The following is a 13,855-nucleotide window of genomic DNA, read 5'->3' as shown; positions in this document are numbered from 1 at the left end:
AAGTGGGATCTTCCAGTCATACAAGTAAAATCAAAAGAGGAAAAGATGCGGTTGCACTTGATATCATCGCGTACGGATTCTGCGGAATCATCGCGCTGGTCTGCCTCGTTCCTTTCATCATGATCGTATCCGGCTCGTTTTCTTCGGAATCGGCCATTATCCAGAACGGTTTCAGCCTTCTGCCGCAGGATTTCAGCCTGGAGGCATACAAAACCGTATTTAAAGATCCTATGGTTGTCTTCCGCGCATACGGCACGACCATCGGTCTGACCATCGTCGGAACGGTACTTGGTCTGCTGCTGCAGACTATGACAGCTTATGTACTGTCACGTAAGGAGTTTGAGTGGAGAAATCAGTTTTCGTTTTTCTTCTACTTTACCACTTTGTTTTCCGGCGGTCTTGTTCCGTACTACGTACTGATGACACAGACCCTGAATCTGCGGGACAGCTACCTTGCACTGCTCCTTCCGCTGCTGTTCAGCGTATACAACCTTCTGATCATGAAGAGTTACATCGTGGGACTTCCGGATTCTCTGATTGAAGCGGCCAAGATTGATGGCTGCGGCGAGTTCCGTATTCTGTTCCGGATTGTAATGCCGCTGATCAAACCGGCACTTGCTACCGTGGGCCTCTTCATTGCACTGGCTTATTGGAATGACTGGTACAATGCGATGCTGTATATCAAAGACACGAACAAGTATCCGCTGCAGTATTTCCTGTATCAGCAGGTTAATGATATTGAGGCATATAAAAAGCTTCTTGCAAACAACGCCGCAGGCTCTGCCGTCAGCGCAATCTCATTGCCGACCCAGTCCCTGAAAATGGCACTTACCATTGTAGTAACCGGCCCGATCGTTCTGGCATATCCGCTGGTACAGAAATACTTTGTACAGGGTATCACAATCGGAGCAGTCAAAGGCTGATACAAATCATGTTAATTTAACTGAATCAAGTAAGTCCCCTGTTTCCATTGCGAAAAGCAATAAGCAGGCGGGTGGGGACTTGCTTGTATCAGGAGGAGTGCAAGCTCCTTCTGATAAACTGCGGAGCAGTTATTCGGTTATGAGCAAGTAGCAAAGCGGATTGCGAATATCCGCTTGAATTACACATTATATTTATGAAGGAGGTTCTTTATGAAAAAGAGCACAAAAAAACTGGTATCTGTATTACTTGCATCCGCAATGGCAGCCGGCATGCTGGCAGGATGCGGTTCCGGCAACGGAAAGGGAAGCACGGGCGACAGCAAAAGCAGCTCCGCAGCTTCCGGCACATCGGGAGACAACCTGAGTGCAGACACTTCGGAGCATGTCGATCTGACGATGTATCTGATCGGCGACCGTACCCCGGATTTTGATGAGGTTTACGCCAAAATCAATGAGATTCTGGAAGAGAAGCTGAACTGCTCTCTGAACGTAGAATTCCTTTCCTGGGGCGAGCATGACACGAAATATTCCCTGCTGTTCTCCTCACAGGAAGATTTTGACCTGATCTTTACCGCATCGAGCTGGTGCCATTACGAGCAGACCGTTTCCCTCGGCGGATTTGCACCGCTTTCTGAGGACTTTATCAAAACGTATGCACCGGATATCTGGGAGGTTGTTCCGGAAATGGCATGGGAGCAGGCAAAGATTGACGGACAAATCTACATGGTTCCGAGCTATGCCAACGAGTTTGGTCAGGAAGTTCTGGCAGTGCGCGGTGACCTGATGGAAAAATACGGTATGGATGATATTACATCCTGGGATGACCTGATGAAGTTCTACAAAGCATGTGCAGCAGACGGTATCTATGCAAGTCAGGGCGGACCGTGGTATCCATTCTTCCAGTCCCAGGGCTATTCCACAACGGGCGGAGCACCGAAGGGCGGCGAGCTGATTCTGTATCATACCCAGGATCCGAAAGATCTTGAATTCCAGTACATCGGTGAATGGGATGCGTTCCGTGAGTACTGCCAGGAGATGAAAGACCTGGTAGACGCCGGAGCATGGTCCAGCGACGTATTAAACAGCAGCGATGAGAGACAGACCGGACTTCTGACCGGAAGAACAGCAAGCATGAGCTGGAATCTCGGAACCTGTCTTACCTACGGAAAACAGGCAAATGAGGAACATCCGGATTGGAATGTAACGATGGTAGACCCGAACAAAAACCTGTCGAAAAAAGTAAACTCTTACATCAACAACGGTGTTGCCATCAACGCAAACAGTAAAAACAAAGAGAGAGCCATGATGGTATTAAATGAATTCTACACCAACCCGGATGTTTACGATCTGGCTATGCTCGGTATCGAAGGAAAGCACTGGGAAGCAGTCGGTGATGATCAGTACAAAGTTATTGATGAGAGCGGCTATGGTGTAGCAAGTAACTGCAACTGGGGATGGAACAACTGCACCATCCAGAGAGAGGAATATCTTGAGAACAGAACGGCTCTGGACGACAAGTATGAAAGCATCAAAGATGCCTTCAACAACAACATCAAAGAAGATCATGTTTACGACGGATTTAACTTTGATTCCAGCAATGTAAGTACACAGTTTGCAGCAGTAGAGGCAGCCATCGACAATTATTATAACCCGCTGATCAACGGTCTCGTTGACGATGTGGACGCTTCCATCGATGCCATGAACGCAGCTATGGACAGCGCCGGAATCCAGGATATTCTGGATGAGATGAACCGTCAGGCAGCAGAGTATGTAGCGGAGAAAGAAGAAAAATAAAACAGTAAAATAAAACAGGGAATGGACGCGCTGGTCTGCCAGAAGCTCCGGCGCGGCCGTTCCTTCTTTTAGAGATCAAGTGATGGTTCAAAAAGCTTTGAGGGATGACTTGATTTCTAACAGCATTCGTATTAAATATAAAAATATAGGAATTTTTCAAATTTAACAGAAAGTGACAGGGTATTTTTATGACACTGGAGGAAATTGCAAAAGAGATAGGGGTATCAAAAAGTACCGTTTCCCGTGCACTGTCCGGTAAGGGCAGAATCGGAGAGAAGACCAGAAACCGGATTCTCGAGGTGGCAAAACGGGGAGAAGAGCGGGAGGAGATGGCGCGGACCCGAACGGTGACGCACAACATCGGCGTGGTACTGCCTTCAGACGTTTATTATGGAAGCGGTGTTTATTTCCAGAACTGTCTGCTCGGCGTCTGCGAATCGGCATCGATGCTCGGGTACAATGTGCTGATTACGACGAGCAACGCGCATGATATTTCAGAGCTGCAGTCGCTGGTGGAGTCGAACCGGGTGGATGGTATGCTCCTGACACGTGCGCTTGAGGATGACCGTGCGCTGCAGTATTTAAGTCAGGCAAATTTCCCGACAGCACTGACGGGAACATGCCGGTATGACAACATTATCCAGGTGGATACCGACAATGAGGGTGCGGCAGAGAAAATGACAACGCTGCTGATCGGAAAGGGATTCCGCAGATTTGCGTTTCTTGTCAAGGATATGAGCTATAACGTAGACCGCAAGCGTCACGAAGGTTTCTGCCGGGCGCTGATTAAAAATGGAATTTCCGAGAAGGATCAGCTTTTCTACAATGGTTCGATCCGTATGGAGTTTCTGGATGCGATCATTGAAAATATTATATCCAAAAAAGTGGAATGCATCATCTGTGGCGACGACGAGATTTGTACGATGGTGATGTCCCGGCTCCAGGCGGAAGGCTATCGAATTCCCAAGGACGTCGCGATTGCTTCGCTCTACAACAGCACCAATCTGGACTGCTATTCCCCTGCAGTTACAGCAGTCAGTGTGGCAGCATCCCAGATGGGAGGCACAGCCGTGCGTCAGCTGATCCAGCGGCTCCGAGGGGAAAATTATGAGAAGAAGACGATGCTGGATTACGACATTTTATTCCGAAAATCGACAAACTAACGTAGCAGGGAGGACAGAACAATGGAATTTCAGAAGGGAATGGATCTATCTTTTATACCGGAGCTGGAAGATGCCGGAGTACAGGTGAAGGACTTTGACGGAACTGTTATGGATCCGCTGGATCTCGTTCAGAAATACGGGGTAAATTCCGTACGGCTCCGTATTTGGAATGCGCCGGAGCATGTCAGGGAGTCCGGCGGATACTGCAGCTATGCGCATACACTGGCGATGGCAAAACGGATCCGGGCACATGGCATGAGCTTTATGCTGGATTTCCATTATTCTGATTTCTGGGCGGATCCCGGTCAGCAGAGAAAGCCGAAAGATTGGGAAAACTTAAGCTTTAAAGAATTAAAAGAGGCTGTTTTTTCTTATACAAGAGATACGCTGACGGCATTAAAAGAGGAGGACGTTCTGCCGGATATTGTTCAGATCGGAAATGAGATCCGAAGCGGCCTTCTGTTTCCGGACGGAGAGCTGCCGGATTATACAAAAATGGTACAGCTTGTAAATGCCGGAATCCGCGGTGCGCGGGCTGCAGCCGGAAAAGATGAGATGCAGGTTATGATCCATCTCGACCAGGGCGGACGGTATTTCTATCTGAAAGAGTGGTTTGACTGTTCCTTTGAGGCAGGACTCGAGGATTTTGACCTGATCGGACTTTCCTATTATCCATTCTGGCACGGCACTTTCACGGATCTGAAAGAGACAATGACGAAGCTGATCCAGGATTGCAAAAAGCCGATTATGGTCGTTGAGACGGCGCATGCATGGAGAAAGAGTGCGCATGGGTTTATCGATGAACAGCAGGAAAAAATCGCAGGATTTCCGGCGACGCCTGCCGGACAGAAGCAGGTGCTGGATCTGGTTGCCAATATCGTTGCTTCGCTGCCGGATGAAATGGGGCAGGGTATCTATTACTGGGAACCGATCTGTGTTCCGAAAGACGGTGAGGGCGGCTGGTCGGAAAATATGGGTCTGCTGGAGGAGAAGGGAACCATCATGGAGGGCATTCGTTCTTTCCTGTTTACACGGAATGATGCCTGTCCGGAAAAACCGGCCAAGATTTACGAGCCGGAGCCAATGACCGTAGTAAAAGACGAAGCATGCGGTCTGCCGGAGATGCTCCCGGTTTTGCTGTATGACGGAATGGTGGAGCAGCGGCGGGTAAACTGGAACGAAGTGCCGGACACACGCGTGACAGGCGAATATGATGTGACAGGAAATGTGGAAGGTGTTCCGTTTGCTGCACATGCGAAGATCTGCGTGGTGGAAGAGCTGCCGGAGGCGGAGAATCTGTTGCTCGATGTCGGCTGGGAAGACGGCCTGGCGCGCTGGAACGTAGAAAAATCCGAGGATGCCGTTGCAGTACAGCTGTTTCCGGAGTTTGTCGATCCGTTCCCAGCTCCGCCGGTGAATGCGGTACGCGTAGAAGCACCGAAAAACTTTACGTTTTCGATCTGCCAGACGGTAAAGGTACAGGAGGCAGGAACGTATACATTATCTGTTGCCTTTCAGGGAACCGATACAACAAATGTGGATGTGCGGCTGTTCCTCAATACGGAAGAGGGAAAAGAAGAGACTGTGATTCATCCGACAGAACATGCATGGACCGGCTACAAAGTGACATGCGAAATCAGAAAACCGCAGGAAGTCACTGCCGGAATCCGAATTTCATCGCCGCCGATGTACGGCATGATGCGGAATTTCTGTCTGCAGACAGTAAAAAGAGAGGGACAATAAGACGATGAGAGCAGAGTACAGCTATTGCAGGGATTATCTGATTAAAAATGGAAAACCGTGGTTTCCGGTGATGGGCGAAATGCATTACAGTCGGTACCGCAAAGAGTGGTGGGAGGAATCACTGCGCAAAATAAAGGCGGGCGGAGTTTCTGTCGTCTCGGCCTATGTGATCTGGATTCACCACGAGGAAGAGGAAAATGTGTTTGATTTTGAAGGATGCCGGGATATCGGAACGTTTGTAAGACTGTGCCGGAAAGTCGGACTGTCGGTATTCTTGCGTATCGGACCGTTTGTGCACGGGGAAGTGCGGAACGGCGGATTCCCGGACTGGATCATCGAGAGAGAGAAAGAGGGCATGGCGATCCGCTGTAACAACGAGGAATATCTTGGCTATGTCAGACGGTTCTGGAAAAAGGTTTATGCGCAGGTCGATGGATGCATGGAAAAGGACGGCGGTCCGGTGATCGGTATTCAGATCGAGAATGAGTACGGCCACGTCGGCGGTCTGCAGGGACCGGAGGGCGAGGCGCATATCCGCACATTGACAGCAATGGCAAAGGAAATTGGCTTTGATGTGCCGCTGTACACGGCGACCGGTTGGGGCGGAGCCTGCATCGGCGATCTGCTTCCGGTCATGGGCGGCTACTGTGAAGCACCATGGGATCAGAGAACGTGCGAGATTGAGCCGAACGCAAACTTTGTGTTCAGCCACACAAGGAACGATGCACTGATTGCGTGTGATCATCATGTGGAAAATGCAAACAGTTACAACGAGGAGGATTTTCCGTTTTTGACGGCAGAACTTGGAGGCGGGCTTCAGGTTACCATGCACAGAAGACCGGTGGCGAAGGGATGCGATGTCGGAGCGATGTCTACCGTAAAAATGGGAAGTGGAGCAGGGCTGCTCGGCTACTATATGTACCACGGCGGCAGCAATCCGAAGGGAAAACTGTCCACCCTGCAGGAGAGCCGCGCGACAGGATATCTGAACGACCTGCCGGAGATCAATTACGATTTCAACGCGCCGATCCGGCAGTACGGAACAATCTCGGACAGCTATCGGGAGATCAAGCTGCTGGCGCTGTTTTTGAATGATTTTGGCGAGGATATGGCCTCACTTCGGTCTGAAATTCCAACGATAAGGATTCTGCCGGGAGATATGCACACGGTTCGGACAGCGTGCCGTCACGATGCGGACCATGGATACGTCTTTTTTAACAATTACCAGAGAAGATGGAAGATGGATGATCATCCACAGGTGAAACTGGAGGGACTCCTGGATGGAAAGGCGAGCGTGGGATTTCCGGCATTTGACCTGAAAGAGGGAATGTATGGATTTTTTCCGTACAATATGAAACTAAACGATGCGGTTCTTCACACGGCACTTGCCACACCGCTCTGCGTTTTACATACGAAAAAGGGAGATGCGTTCGTATTTTACGGTGATCTCGACCCGCAGATTCAGTGGGAGGGCGATGCGCGCGCAGAACTCTGCCTGATTTCCCGGCAGGAGGCGCTGAATGCATGGAAGGTGCATCTGGATCAGGATTATCTCGTTCTTTCCGAAAATTATGTCTGGGAAGAAAACGGTGAGCTTGTTGTGACAGGCAGTGGAAAAACCATGATCGCTGTGTATCCGGCAGTGGAAAAAGGCATTGTGGATTTCAAAGAGTGTGGAAAAAGAGGAAACTTTACGCTGTATGAGCGTATTTACAAAGCACAGGAGCCGGAGGCAGAGCTTGTCTGCAAAGAGCAGGATAAAGAGAAAGCAGTATACGAACTGAAGCTTGCTTATCCGGGCGAAAAAAATTATCACGATGCGTTTGCTTTTCTGACCTGGTACGGAAACCGTATGGAAGTGTTTGATGGGGAAGAGAAAATCAACGATTATTTCTATACCGGTCAGGAGGCCCTGTTAAGCCTTGGCTATTTTGAGTTTCCGGAGAAACTGAAACTCGTTGTCTATCCTCTGCATCCGGGTGATCCGATTTTTCTGGAAAAGCAGCCGGATGCAGCGGATGGATGTGCCTGCAAAATTGAGAAGCTGCACGTGGAGACGATATTTCGATGAACAGAGAAAGGAAAACGAACATGAACCAGAGTGGATTTATCTATGGAGGGGATTATAACCCGGAGCAGTGGCTTGCGATGCCGGAAATTCTGGAGCAGGATATCGAATATATGAAGGAGGCGCATATCAACGAGGTGACGCTTGGTGTCTTTTCCTGGTCTGTGCTCGAGCCGGAGGAGGGTGTATACCACCTGGAATGGCTGGAAAAGATCATGGATCAGCTGTATAAGAATGAGATTTCAGTAATTCTCTCGACACCGTCTGCAGCACGCCCGAAGTGGCTTGCAGACAAATACCCGGAGGTACTGCGCGTAAACGCGGACCGCACGAAAAATCTGTTCGGCGGACGCCATAATCACTGTTATACTTCGCCGGTTTACCGGGAAAAGGTGGGGAAAATTGATCGCCTGCTGAGCGAGAAGTTTGGAAAGCACCCGGCGGTAAAAATGTGGCACATTTCGAATGAACTGAGTGGAGAATGCCATTGCCCGCTCTGCCAGAAGGCATTTCAGGGGTGGCTGAAGAAAAAATATGAGACGATTGATGCATTGAATATGTCGTGGAATACAACGTTCTGGAGCCATTCGTATCAGAATTTTGAGCAGATTGAGAGTCCGTCCCCAAAGGGTGAGATGGGGCTTCACGGACTGAATCTTGACTGGAAACGGTTTGTGACAGATCAGACAGCAGACTTTGTTGCCTGGGAAAAAGCAGCGATCCGCGCGGGCGGTTCCGAACTTCCGGTGACAATCAACATGATGTATGATTTCCAGGGACTGAATTATCATAAGTTCAAGGATCTGATTGATGTGGTGTCATGGGATAATTATCCGACCTGGCACAAGGAAGCAGAAGAGGTGACTGCGCTTGATGCGGCACTGCAGCACGATTTTATGCGGAGTTTGATGAAAAAACCGTTCCTTCTGATGGAGTCCTGCCCGACAAGCACGAACTGGCAGAGTGTCAGCAAGCTGAAACGGCCTGGGCTTTTAAAGGCGGCATCGCTGCAGGCAGTGGCGCATGGTTCCGACAGTGTCCAGTATTTCCAGATCCGCCAGAGCCGCGGTGCGAGCGAGAAGTTCCACGGGGCGGTCATTGACCACTACGGCGGAAAGGATACGCGCGTGTTCCGTGAGGTGACAGAGACGGGCGAGGCGCTTTTGGATCTGGCGCAGATTGCGGGAAGCACGACGAAGGCACAGGCTGCAATTTTGCATGACTGCGAAAGCCGCTGGGCCATGGAGGATGCGCAGGGACCACGGAATATGGGACTGCATTACATGAATACCGTGAAGAAAGTATATGGCGGTCTTCGGAAACTGGGTGTGAATGTGGATTTCCTTGATATGGAGGAGAGTCTTTCCGGCTACCGGATTGTCTTTGCACCGATGCTGTATCTGTTTCGGGCCGGAATTGAGGAAAAAATCCGGAATTTCGTGGCAGACGGCGGCACCTTTGTGATGACATACTGGTCGGGAGTTGTGGATGAAAACGACCTCTGTTTCCTCGGCGGAACCCCGCACGGACTGATGGATGTATTCGGCCTGCGGAGCACCGAGCTGGACGCATTGTATGATCAGGATGTGAATGCGGGTGTGGGAGAAGGAAAGACATATGAAATCCGAAATTTCTGCGACCTGGTAAAAACGAACGGTGCCGAAACGCTGCTGGCATACCGTGACGATTTCTATGCGGGATATCCGGCACTGACGAAAAATGTATTTGGAGAGGGCGAGGCGTATTATGTCTGCGCAGATTTTGAACAGGCATTTTACGATGACTTCTGCCGGAAATTGGCAGAAGAAAAAGGCCTGGAACGCGCGGCAGCCGAAATCCCGGAAGGGCTCGATGTTGCAACAAGGGAGGATGAGAAATACAAGTATCTGTTTGTACAGAACTACGGAGCTGAACCGGCTGCATTTCCGATGGATACGGAAACATACCAGCCGATGACGGGAGAGTATGATGGAGTGGTCAGAAGATTTGAGACGGTTGTGTTTCGAAAAGAAAAATAGAAGTTAGGGAATAGAAACAGACGGCAGGCTGTGTGTGAGTACACAGCCTGCCGTCTTTTGAATGGACGGTTATTTCAGTTCCTGTTCCGCCTTTTTCCAGACCTCTTCGTCCAGATCGGTCAGTGCCAGTGCATCGGCGAGTTCACGCACTCGTTTTACGGTGAGATAAAAATAATTCACGCCGCAGGTCAATGTCCGTTTTAAGGAACGGGCAAGGACACTGCCATGCGTTTCCAGCCCGGCGCGGTCGAATTCGGCGAGGTAGCCTTCGAGATCGTAGGGAATCTGAAAACATTCGATCTGCCATGTGCTGTTTTCCAGCGTCAGAATCGCGAAATGGGCATGGCCGCCGACTCCATCAAGCGCAAGCCCAAGGGAACCGGGATTCAGGTATGTTTTTCCGGCATATTCTCTTTGCTCCTGCTTGTGGCTGTGCCCGCCGAGCAGGATTGCGGCATCGAGATTTTCCAGATGGGACAGCAAAAGCTCCGGATGCAGACCGAAATTCCCACGGAGTTCTCCGGGCGCGCCGTGACAGAGACGAAGTGCCGGGAAGAGAGATTCGCGGCAGGTATCCGGTATGATTTCTTCCTGCGGAACAAAAACAGGAATCAGCCGGCCTGACTCATGCATTTTTCCGATCAGAACTCCGTCTGTCGGCAGCTGTTCGAAAAATTCCAGATCCTGTCCGGTAAGATTCCGAAACGTATAATCCAAAAGTCCGCTTGTCGAGGAACCTGCCTTCCAGTTCTGCGGATGCCGGAGATTTTCCAGCAGATATTCTTCCCTGTTTCCCCGCACCAGATAGCAGGGAAACTCCTCCTGCATTTCGCGAAGCACTCTCATCATCCGTTGCGGAAAAGGCCCGTCTGTTACAAAATCTCCCAGCCCGATGATACCGTCGATCTCCTGACTGCGAAGAAATGCCAGCACCTTTGCGAGCGCATAATAATTCCCGTGAAGATCACTGATTACTGCTAATTTCATGTGTCGTCCTTTCTGTGATATTGAGTCAAAAGGTGTTTTGTCCCAACATCTCTCTATATCAAAATTATAAAATGCGAGATACTGTTTCGATTTTATCAGATGGAGAGAAAGAACGCAATTTAAAAACCTGCTGACAGAAAAAGCATGTTGTGATAAGATCAAAGGCAGAGAGTTTCGAATATCTTTACTGTCGGAGGGAATGTATGATTAATCGGGAAGACATGCTGGAGCTGACGAGGAGGATGACGCCGGCGCGGACTTCGTTTGTGCGGATGGCGGGTTGCTATACGGATTCGGATGGGGAGTATGACGGCAGTTTCAACATTCATTTTCTGAAACTGTCCGGTTCGGAAAAGGCCAGGAATCTGGCGATTGCCAAGAAAATTCCGTTTGCGGAATCGAATGAGAAGCTGCGGGAATACCGTTTTCCGGAAACATCCCAGGGGCCGGGCAGTATCTGGCAGATGCTGATGGCGCTGCGGGAATGCGGACTGAAGAACGATGCGCTGTTGGAAACGTTCTATGATATCCTGATCGAAGGATTGCAGATTCACGGGGCTTATGCCATTTACATGTTTTATGACCGGTATGATATTCCTGCAAAGGCTTCCGATAAAGAGCGCCTGGGGGAATCCGAGGAGATGTTCCCCTATCTGATCTGCGCTGTCTGCCCGCTGGTTGGAGAATACGAGCCGGGAAATCCTATCTGTGGATTCCTGTTCCCTGCCTTTGTGGACCGGAGCGGAGATCTGGAACGGGTTGATATTTATGCAGAGCGTGCAGCGTGGGGCGATCAGATGGCCAGCATTCTTGGCGCGAAGGGCAGAAAATTCAGATGCGGTCTGTAAAAGAAAAAATCAAAAGTGACGGATCAAACCAGGTGCTGATGTGCCTGGCAGTAAAAAAACTTCCCGGCGAACCTGCATATATCGTTCGCCAAGGGAAGTTTTTTAGATACGGGAGCAGCAGAAGTGCATATTTACTGTGCCATCCCCGCTCCATTCTGTGTAGTTGCTCCGTTTTCCTGCGGATTCTGCGTCTCATTGTCGCTGCCGCTTACCACATCGTCCACCGCGCGGCCGACATCCTCAACGCCCTCACCGACACCACGGGTCACATCTTCAGCGGCGTCGCCGACATCATCTCCAAGGGTATTTCTATCCCCGGTATTTGTACCGTTCGTACCGTTGGCATTCCCATCGGTGCCCTCCGTCACATCATTTACATTGTCGTTTGACGGCATCTCTGTCGTATTGACATCGTTTCTGTTATCCGTCTGTCCCATGTCGCTCTCCGTGTTGGTATTGCCATTTCCGGTGTCGTTCGTGGTGTTGTTTCCACAGGCCGTCATCCCGGCCAGTAATACCGCCAATGCCAGCGTCATACACACTCTTCTGATTTTTCTCATCTTCAAAATCTCCTTTCCCTAACAGTGTCTGGACAGTTGCTAGTATTTGAAAAATGCCGGAAAATATACGGAAAAAAGAGGCTTTTGGAAATCTTGACAAAGGAAGAAAAAAACACTAAAACAAAAAGTACGAAAACGGACTAAAAACGAAAACAGGATATATCGAAATGGAAGTCAATCCGGCAAACCGGCGGGAAAAAATCATCAGTCTGACTGAAACGGGAAAACAGTATGCGAGAGAGCTGGTTCTTCCGCTGTTTCAGTCCGAGGAGGAAGCTGCGGCGCAGTTTACGGAGCAGGAGATGACAGAAGCAATCCGGATGCAGGAAAAATTTGCCGACGCACTGGCAAAGAGTATGGAGGAAAAGGTATCCATAGTTCACAATCTGTCCGCTTCGTGATATGATAACAGCAGAATTCGAAAAGGAGAGAAAGAGAATGAAAGAAGAACTGAAGAAATCCCTTCGCACCTACGGCGCCCTGCTGCTGCTCGGTGTGACCGGCGTTCCGCTCGGTGCGGCAGTCGGTCTGATTGAGGCGCTGTTCTGCCGTCTGCTTTTGAAAGTCACGGCTGTTCGCGTGGCACATCTTTTCTGGTGTCTGCCGTTTCTCGCTATGGCAGGTCTTGTGATCGTGGCAGTCAATCAGAAATTCGGTGGCAGGGGAAAAGGAGGCATGAGTCTGATTTTTGATGTAGCGTATGAAGAGGAGACAGAGCTTCCGCTTCGCATGATTCCGCTGGCAATGCTCTCAACGGCGTTGACGCATCTGTTCGGTGGAAGTGCCGGCCGCGAGGGCGTTGCCGTTCAGATCGGTGCTGTGTTTTCCTATTTTGCCGGCAAAAAATTACCGTTTAAAAACGCGCCCGGTATCTTTCTGGTAACCGGTATGGCCGCCGGCTTTGCGGGCATGTTCGGAACGCCGATTGCAGCTGTGATCTTTGCGGTAGAGGTGCTCGCTGCGGGTGAAATGCGGTACGAGGCACTGCTTCCGGCGTTTACCGCATCTTTCTCTGCGAGCGCTGTAGCTTCCCTGCTTGGAATCCGCAAAGAAAATCTGGCTGTCCACATCAGCGAAAGCCTGACACCGTTCCTGCTGGTGCGTCTGATTACACTTGGTATTATTTTTGGAATCACAGGCGGCCTCTTCGCCTGGTGCTTAAAGCACACGAAAAAATATCTCGGCGAAAAAATCAAAAATCCGCTGGTGCGTGTTTTCTCCATCGGTGTTATCCTTAGCATTCTGTTCCTGCTTCTGTACCGCGGACGGTATTGCGGCTTTGGAACGAATCTGGTGGAAGCGGTATTTCATGGGGAAAAGGTATATGCATATGACTGGGCGCTGAAATTTATCCTGACAATTCTGACGCTGTCCGCCGGGTTTCAGGGCGGCGAGGTAACACCGCTGTTTACCATCGGAGCAACCCTGGGAGCAGTCCTTGGCAATCTGTTCGGTATTCCGGTGGAGCTTTCCGCGGCGCTTGGCTATGCGGCGGTTTTTGGCGGCGGAACCAACACCTTACTGGCGGCTATTTTCATTGGCGGCGAGATTTTTGGCTACGATTATCTGCCATATTTCTTTATTGTCTGCACCGCGGCCTACGTATTCAACCGCAACAGCTCGATCTATTCCCGCCAGAAACTGACGAAATACAGCTGCTGATAACAGAAACGTCACAAAGTTATCACACACCGTTACGTGTTACAGTTCACTGGTGCCCAGCGAACTGTAACATTCGCAACCCTCATTTA

The 13,855-nt window shown here is 50.1% G+C and carries 11 protein-coding genes; 9 read left to right on the top strand and 2 right to left on the bottom strand.

The window, feature by feature from the left end; genetic code table 11:
- The first annotated feature begins 2 nt into the window (after nucleotides 1-2).
- The 6 genes from DWW13_RS06865 to DWW13_RS06840 all read left to right on the top strand — a co-directional run bounded on the left by DWW13_RS06865 (nucleotide 3) and on the right by DWW13_RS06840 (nucleotide 9,709).
- Nucleotides 3-923, top strand: a complete 921-nt coding sequence (locus DWW13_RS06865; RefSeq protein WP_022461863.1) for a carbohydrate ABC transporter permease — start codon at nucleotides 3-5, stop codon at nucleotides 921-923.
- A 210-nt stretch (nucleotides 924-1,133) separates the two neighbouring features.
- Nucleotides 1,134-2,717, top strand: coding sequence for an ABC transporter substrate-binding protein (locus tag DWW13_RS06860; RefSeq protein WP_022461862.1), 1,584 nt, complete (start codon nucleotides 1,134-1,136; stop codon nucleotides 2,715-2,717).
- Between the two features lie 188 nt (nucleotides 2,718-2,905).
- Nucleotides 2,906-3,880, top strand: coding sequence for a LacI family DNA-binding transcriptional regulator (locus DWW13_RS06855; protein WP_055227760.1), 975 nt, complete (start codon nucleotides 2,906-2,908; stop codon nucleotides 3,878-3,880).
- 21 nt (nucleotides 3,881-3,901) lie between these two features.
- Nucleotides 3,902-5,623 carry a glycosyl hydrolase 53 family protein gene (locus DWW13_RS06850; RefSeq protein ID WP_117761430.1) on the top strand — a complete coding sequence of 574 codons (1,722 nt, stop codon included), beginning with the start codon at nucleotides 3,902-3,904 and terminating at the stop codon, nucleotides 5,621-5,623.
- Between the two features lie 4 nt (nucleotides 5,624-5,627).
- Nucleotides 5,628-7,694 carry a beta-galactosidase gene (locus DWW13_RS06845; RefSeq protein WP_022461859.1) on the top strand — a complete coding sequence of 689 codons (2,067 nt, stop codon included), beginning with the start codon at nucleotides 5,628-5,630 and terminating at the stop codon, nucleotides 7,692-7,694.
- The gene (locus tag DWW13_RS06840; RefSeq protein WP_055266955.1) at nucleotides 7,691-9,709 is read left to right on the top strand and encodes a beta-galactosidase; all 2,019 of its coding nucleotides are present in this window, start codon (nucleotides 7,691-7,693) and stop codon (nucleotides 9,707-9,709) included. The genes DWW13_RS06845 and DWW13_RS06840 overlap by 4 nt, the downstream gene beginning before the upstream one ends.
- A gap of 69 nt (nucleotides 9,710-9,778) precedes the next feature.
- Here the strand turns inward: DWW13_RS06840 and DWW13_RS06835 are convergent, their stop codons facing one another.
- Nucleotides 9,779-10,696, bottom strand: a complete 918-nt coding sequence (locus tag DWW13_RS06835) for a metallophosphoesterase family protein (protein WP_117761429.1) — start codon at nucleotides 10,694-10,696, stop codon at nucleotides 9,779-9,781.
- Nucleotides 10,697-10,899: 203 nt separating this feature from the next.
- Between DWW13_RS06835 and DWW13_RS06830 the strand changes: the two genes are divergently transcribed.
- Entirely contained in the window at nucleotides 10,900-11,544 is a 645-nt protein-coding gene (locus DWW13_RS06830; RefSeq protein WP_055220785.1) for a DUF4317 family protein, read from the top strand.
- 131 nt (nucleotides 11,545-11,675) lie between these two features.
- Here the strand turns inward: DWW13_RS06830 and DWW13_RS06825 are convergent, their stop codons facing one another.
- Entirely contained in the window at nucleotides 11,676-12,104 is a 429-nt protein-coding gene (locus DWW13_RS06825; RefSeq protein WP_118719656.1) for a hypothetical protein, read from the bottom strand.
- Between the two features lie 167 nt (nucleotides 12,105-12,271).
- Between DWW13_RS06825 and DWW13_RS06820 the strand changes: the two genes are divergently transcribed.
- Complete coding sequence (locus tag DWW13_RS06820; RefSeq protein WP_022461854.1) at nucleotides 12,272-12,505, top strand: MarR family transcriptional regulator; 234 nt, start codon at nucleotides 12,272-12,274, stop codon at nucleotides 12,503-12,505.
- Nucleotides 12,506-12,542: 37 nt separating this feature from the next.
- Nucleotides 12,543-13,766, top strand: a complete 1,224-nt coding sequence (locus DWW13_RS06815; RefSeq protein WP_055227751.1) for a chloride channel protein — start codon at nucleotides 12,543-12,545, stop codon at nucleotides 13,764-13,766.
- Nucleotides 13,767-13,855 lie beyond the last annotated feature (89 nt).

The sequence above is a fragment of the Blautia sp. AF14-40 genome, from assembly GCF_003479665.1.
GTDB lineage: Bacteria > Bacillota > Clostridia > Lachnospirales > Lachnospiraceae > Fusicatenibacter > Fusicatenibacter saccharivorans.
Note: the sequence above shows the minus strand (reverse complement) of the source record. Positions and strands in the feature narration are given on the sequence as shown.

Coding starts and splice junctions, on each gene's coding strand:
- DWW13_RS06820 (WP_022461854.1), top strand. CDS start 12,272: ATGGAAGTCAATCCGGCAAACCGGCGGGAAAAAATCATCAGTCTGACT.
- DWW13_RS06815 (WP_055227751.1), top strand. CDS start 12,543: ATGAAAGAAGAACTGAAGAAATCCCTTCGCACCTACGGCGCCCTGCTG.
- DWW13_RS06850 (WP_117761430.1), top strand. CDS start 3,902: ATGGAATTTCAGAAGGGAATGGATCTATCTTTTATACCGGAGCTGGAA.
- DWW13_RS06840 (WP_055266955.1), top strand. CDS start 7,691: ATGAACAGAGAAAGGAAAACGAACATGAACCAGAGTGGATTTATCTAT.
- DWW13_RS06845 (WP_022461859.1), top strand. CDS start 5,628: ATGAGAGCAGAGTACAGCTATTGCAGGGATTATCTGATTAAAAATGGA.
- DWW13_RS06855 (WP_055227760.1), top strand. CDS start 2,906: ATGACACTGGAGGAAATTGCAAAAGAGATAGGGGTATCAAAAAGTACC.
- DWW13_RS06835 (WP_117761429.1), bottom strand. CDS start 10,696: ATGAAATTAGCAGTAATCAGTGATCTTCACGGGAATTATTATGCGCTC.
- DWW13_RS06825 (WP_118719656.1), bottom strand. CDS start 12,104: ATGAGAAAAATCAGAAGAGTGTGTATGACGCTGGCATTGGCGGTATTA.
- DWW13_RS06860 (WP_022461862.1), top strand. CDS start 1,134: ATGAAAAAGAGCACAAAAAAACTGGTATCTGTATTACTTGCATCCGCA.
- DWW13_RS06830 (WP_055220785.1), top strand. CDS start 10,900: ATGATTAATCGGGAAGACATGCTGGAGCTGACGAGGAGGATGACGCCG.